Genomic DNA, 3,865 nt, shown 5'->3' with positions numbered 1-3,865 from the left:
CTGGCAGGCCCGCGATCTGTCAGCCCGCCGCTACGTCTATGTCTGGGCCGATGGCGTCTACCTCCAGGCCCGGATGGGCGAAAATCAGTTGCCGAAGGTAATCGCCGGTGTCAGATTCCAGGACGGCGCCGAGATCATTCCGACGCCAGCGCACAACGTCGCCTGATTGGCCCCATCGCCTAAATTCCGGCATAACTCCTGTTGCCCCAGGCCAAGACGTGCAACTGCGGCAGGACCGTCGCCGTGAACCACCGATCCGCCGCCACCGTGTCGACGAGCCAACGGAAGCGCTCCATCACGTCGTCGAGGTCGGCCTCTTCGCAGCCTGGACCGGAGTGGGTCACCAGCGGAGCAGGGTTTCCGACCTGCAGGTAAACCGACAGAGCCGGATACCGGCTGGCCATCCGCCGGGCATAGGCATAGTCATCCTTGTCGAACACAACGACCTTGACGACGCAGTGCGGTCCGCCCGCCGCGGCCCTGACACTTTCGTCCAAGGCCTGCCAGTCGGTGTCCATGCCCGAGGAGGGCGGCTTCGGGCTGAGCATGAGCCAGTCGAGCGCGGCAAACCATGGCTGGGGCACGCTGCCTTGGGTCTCCAGTGCGAACGTGTAACCCTTCTGCCGGCCCAGCGCGATGAGGGGTGCCAATGGCTGAAGCGCCGGATTGCCGCCCGACAGCGACACAAGCATCGGCGTGGAGCCGGATAGGCGCTCGACCTGCGCCATGATCTCGATCGGCGCCATCAAGGTCCAGTCCCCGCGGAACTCGGGCAGCACCGCGTAGAGCGTATCGCACCAGCGGCAGCGGTAATCGCAGCCGCCCGTGCGCACGAACACGGTCGGGCGTCCGATCAGCGGGCCCTCGCCCTGAACGGTCGGACCGAAGATCTCACTGATGCGGATGCTGCCCTTCATGGACGGTATTCCGCCCAGGTCTTCGGAGTCTCACTGACCCGCACGGCCACGACCTCTGGCCAGCGTGCTTTGCACCAGTCGTAGAGCCATTGGGCGATGACCTCGGCGGTCGTTTGGTCGTGTCCGAGGACCTCGTTGAGATGGTGATGGTCGAGGGTGTTGTCGATGAATGCCTTGAGCTCGGAGAGCTCACGGTAGTCGCGGACGAAGCCGACCCGGTCGAGTTCGGCCGATTGCAGAATAACCTCGATTTCATAGTTGTGGCCGTGCAGCCGGGCGCAAGGATGTTCCGCCGGCAGGCCGCCGATCATGTGCGAGGCGGAGAAGGCAAATCGTTTGGCAATGGTGTACATGGCTGGGCCTATGCTGGTTGCCGGGCTTGATGCTCGCGGCAGGCTTCGATCCAGTAGTCCGGATCCTCATACGGTGTAGGATCCTCAACCCCGGCGAGATGGAACGCTTCGCGCCGCTCGACGCAAGTGCCGCAGCGGCCGCAATGAATGTTACCGCCCTGATAGCAGGACCAGGTTTCGGCAAAGGGCACGCCGAGCCGGGCGCCCTCGCGCACGATGTCGGCCTTGCTCAGCCGCACGAAGGGCGTGTAGAGGGCGATGTTCGCCAATCCCTCCAAGGCGTGGCGCTGCATGGTCTCGAACGCCTCGACGAAGTCCGGGCGGCAATCCGGGTAGATGAAGTGGTCGCCGCCATGGACGGCCGCCGCCACGGCCTCGGCCTGCTCGGCGGCAGCGATGCCGAAGGCAATCGCGAGCATGATGGCGTTGCGGTTCGGCACCACGGTGATCCGCATGGTATCTTCCGCGTAATGCCCCTCGGGAATGGGTTCGCCGCTGGTCAGGGCCGATCCGGTCAGGAGGCGTCCGACGGCGGAGATGTCGACGATGTCATGCGGCACGCCCAGGCGCGTGGCGCAGGCCCGCGCGGAGTCGAGCTCCTTTTTGTGGCGCTGGCCGTAGTCGAAAGACACAAGGCGCGTGAGGGTTCGCTCCGCCGCGACCTTGTGGGCAAGGGTGACGGAGTCCAATCCGCCGGAACAGATGACGAGAGTCTTCACGAGGGCTCCTTGTTTTGACCGGGTAGGCTGCGACCGGATCGGCTCATGCCGATGAGTAAGGCGGATGCCCTGAAAAGAGCACCGCCACGATAAAAGCGGCTAGTGCACAGGAGCGCTCCATCCGCTTTCCCGCGTAGAAAGACCTGGATTGAGAGGAAGTCAATGGAACATTGCTGAGTAAATGAGACGTGGTCGTATATTCGAGACGGGCCAGGGAATGGTTGTATTCAAGGGCCATTGCTGCAGGTAGCATGCGCAACAGGGTAAGCCGAAGTATGTTTGTCCTGTGAGAGAAAAGTGAGCCCTTCAGTGATGGCTTGAGCAATGAGCAAATGTTCAAAGGGATCCTTGTGGTGCATCGGCAGGCCTACCAGCTCCTCAAGATGTTTGGGATGAATATCGAGCATCTCAAAACCCTGCGCATCGATGGCGGCAACGATTTCAGTGATATCAGCCTCAAGCTTTCCGACCCGCACCTTCACCACAATTTCCCATAATGAGACTGCGCTGACCAGAATGTCGTTTGCAGGGTCGGTTATGAGATCTTGGGCCTTGCTTTCGATCCTACTGTCCCCGGCAAGCCACCAGAGAAGGGCATGGGTATCGAGAAGAAGTCTCAATCTTCGTTCCCCTCCATTGCAGACAGGATATCAGCAGGGAGGACGTCAAAGTCCTCCGCCATACGAATTTTGCCTTTCAACATACCCGCTACGCGGCGCGGACGCTCCGGATTGGATGGCGGCTTGATCTCAGCGATCACCTCATTGCGTGACATAACCAGGAATGATGTGCCATGGCGGGCTTGCCGAAGCAGTCCGCTCAAGTTTGCCCGCAGCTCGCGAACTCCAACGCGAACTTGCTTTTCCTTCTCAGAGTGAATCATGGCCAGTCCTTTGTGTACCCTTATGTGTACACAAATGGCGTAATCGAGGCAAGCCTGCCCCGCGTCATCCTGCATGATGCCCGTCCGGGATACTGTCTCAAAAGCTAAGCAAATCACGGGATTGTCTCAGCTGCTTTGGCGGTCGGGTCCCTGTGAAGACGGCTTTCGGCAAGCTGACCATAGTTATTTGTCTCAGTCGCTATGGATTTCCCCAGTCAACGGCGAGTGGACCGGAAAAACCGTCGTGCTGGAAGGAGGCTGGCCGAGGACGAGCGGCTGCCAAGGTACGACTGCCGCACACGCCATCACGAGGACAGTGCAGCCGCGCCTCGTGGTTGCCCATAGAAGCAGGAACACCAGGCGCAAATGCGCTTCTGTCCTGGCTGCGAGGCGATTAGCTTTCGTGACCGTGCCCGAAGGGCGGCAAGGCACGATTGTTCAGGCACATCTCTCATGAGCACCGGCCAGCGTTTTCTTCTCGCCCCGTCCATGGTTCGCCTGGTCCAGAAGGAGAGGCCGGGCAGTCTCGTTCTGAGCATCCACGGGTCCTATGGTCCCGGGGCGGCGCATGCGGCTAAGATAGTGTGTCGTCTCCATCGGAACATCTGGTCTGGGAAAGCCCATCAAGTCGCCCGGCATGCGTGTAACCCGTGCGCCAAAGGACAGGCCGCGATCAGGCCTGTGCTCAGTGCTTCCCCGGCCCCGACCGCGAGCCCGAGTGGGTGAGGTATCGAGACAAAGCGTGCGAAGTGGCCCGCGATAAGACGCCCCGTGAGAACCCTCGCACCGGTTTTCTCCGCTGGAAGAGAAGCGGGAGGAGAGGAGGGGCACTCGTCTGTGCCGCATGTCGTCGAGAACGCGAACGCCCACTCATCAGCGGGCGTCGATGCCCACTGTGGTGCAGCAAGATATCAGGCCGCTATCGCCGGCGAGCGATGCGGTCGATCTGGAAGCGCCTGATGCCGAGGTCATCGAGTTCCCGATCGGAGAGCC

5 protein-coding genes are annotated in these 3,865 nt (G+C 61.4%); all 5 read right to left on the bottom strand.

All coding sequences use genetic code 11. The features are described 5' to 3' along the window. Nucleotides 1-179 precede the first annotated feature (179 nt). The 5 genes from queE to DC522_RS32710 all read right to left on the bottom strand — a co-directional run bounded on the left by queE (nucleotide 180) and on the right by DC522_RS32710 (nucleotide 2,947). Entirely contained in the window at nucleotides 180-917 is a 738-nt protein-coding gene (gene queE / locus DC522_RS32730; protein ID WP_116532589.1) for a 7-carboxy-7-deazaguanine synthase QueE, read from the bottom strand. Continuing rightward, on the bottom strand, nucleotides 914-1,270 hold the full coding sequence (gene queD / locus DC522_RS32725) for a 6-carboxytetrahydropterin synthase QueD (RefSeq protein ID WP_116532588.1): 357 nt from the start codon (nucleotides 1,268-1,270) through the stop codon (nucleotides 914-916). The genes queE and queD overlap by 4 nt, the downstream gene beginning before the upstream one ends. Before the next feature lie 8 nt (nucleotides 1,271-1,278). Next, on the bottom strand, nucleotides 1,279-1,989 hold the full coding sequence (queC, locus tag DC522_RS32720; RefSeq protein WP_116532587.1) for a 7-cyano-7-deazaguanine synthase QueC: 711 nt from the start codon (nucleotides 1,987-1,989) through the stop codon (nucleotides 1,279-1,281). A gap of 227 nt (nucleotides 1,990-2,216) precedes the next feature. After that, nucleotides 2,217-2,609: a type II toxin-antitoxin system VapC family toxin gene (locus DC522_RS32715; protein ID WP_116532586.1), complete on the bottom strand. Its 393-nt coding sequence runs from the start codon at nucleotides 2,607-2,609 to the stop codon at nucleotides 2,217-2,219. Further along, nucleotides 2,606-2,947 (bottom strand): type II toxin-antitoxin system Phd/YefM family antitoxin, encoded by a 342-nt coding sequence (locus tag DC522_RS32710; protein WP_371681082.1) that lies wholly within the window; start codon nucleotides 2,945-2,947, stop codon nucleotides 2,606-2,608. The genes DC522_RS32715 and DC522_RS32710 overlap by 4 nt, the downstream gene beginning before the upstream one ends. Nucleotides 2,948-3,865 lie beyond the last annotated feature (918 nt).

Origin of the sequence: Microvirga sp. KLBC 81, from assembly GCF_003075415.1 — a bacterium.
Classification (GTDB): domain Bacteria; phylum Pseudomonadota; class Alphaproteobacteria; order Rhizobiales; family Beijerinckiaceae; genus Microvirga.
This window is presented reverse-complemented; position numbering and strand designations above follow the sequence as displayed.

Excerpts from the sequence above, each read along its gene's own strand:
- queE (WP_116532589.1), bottom strand. The coding sequence starts at position 917 with ATGAAGGGCAGCATCCGCATCAGTGAGATCTTCGGTCCGACCGTTCAG.
- queD (WP_116532588.1), bottom strand. The coding sequence starts at position 1,270 with ATGTACACCATTGCCAAACGATTTGCCTTCTCCGCCTCGCACATGATC.
- DC522_RS32710 (WP_371681082.1), bottom strand. The coding sequence starts at position 2,947 with ATGCAGGATGACGCGGGGCAGGCTTGCCTCGATTACGCCATTTGTGTA.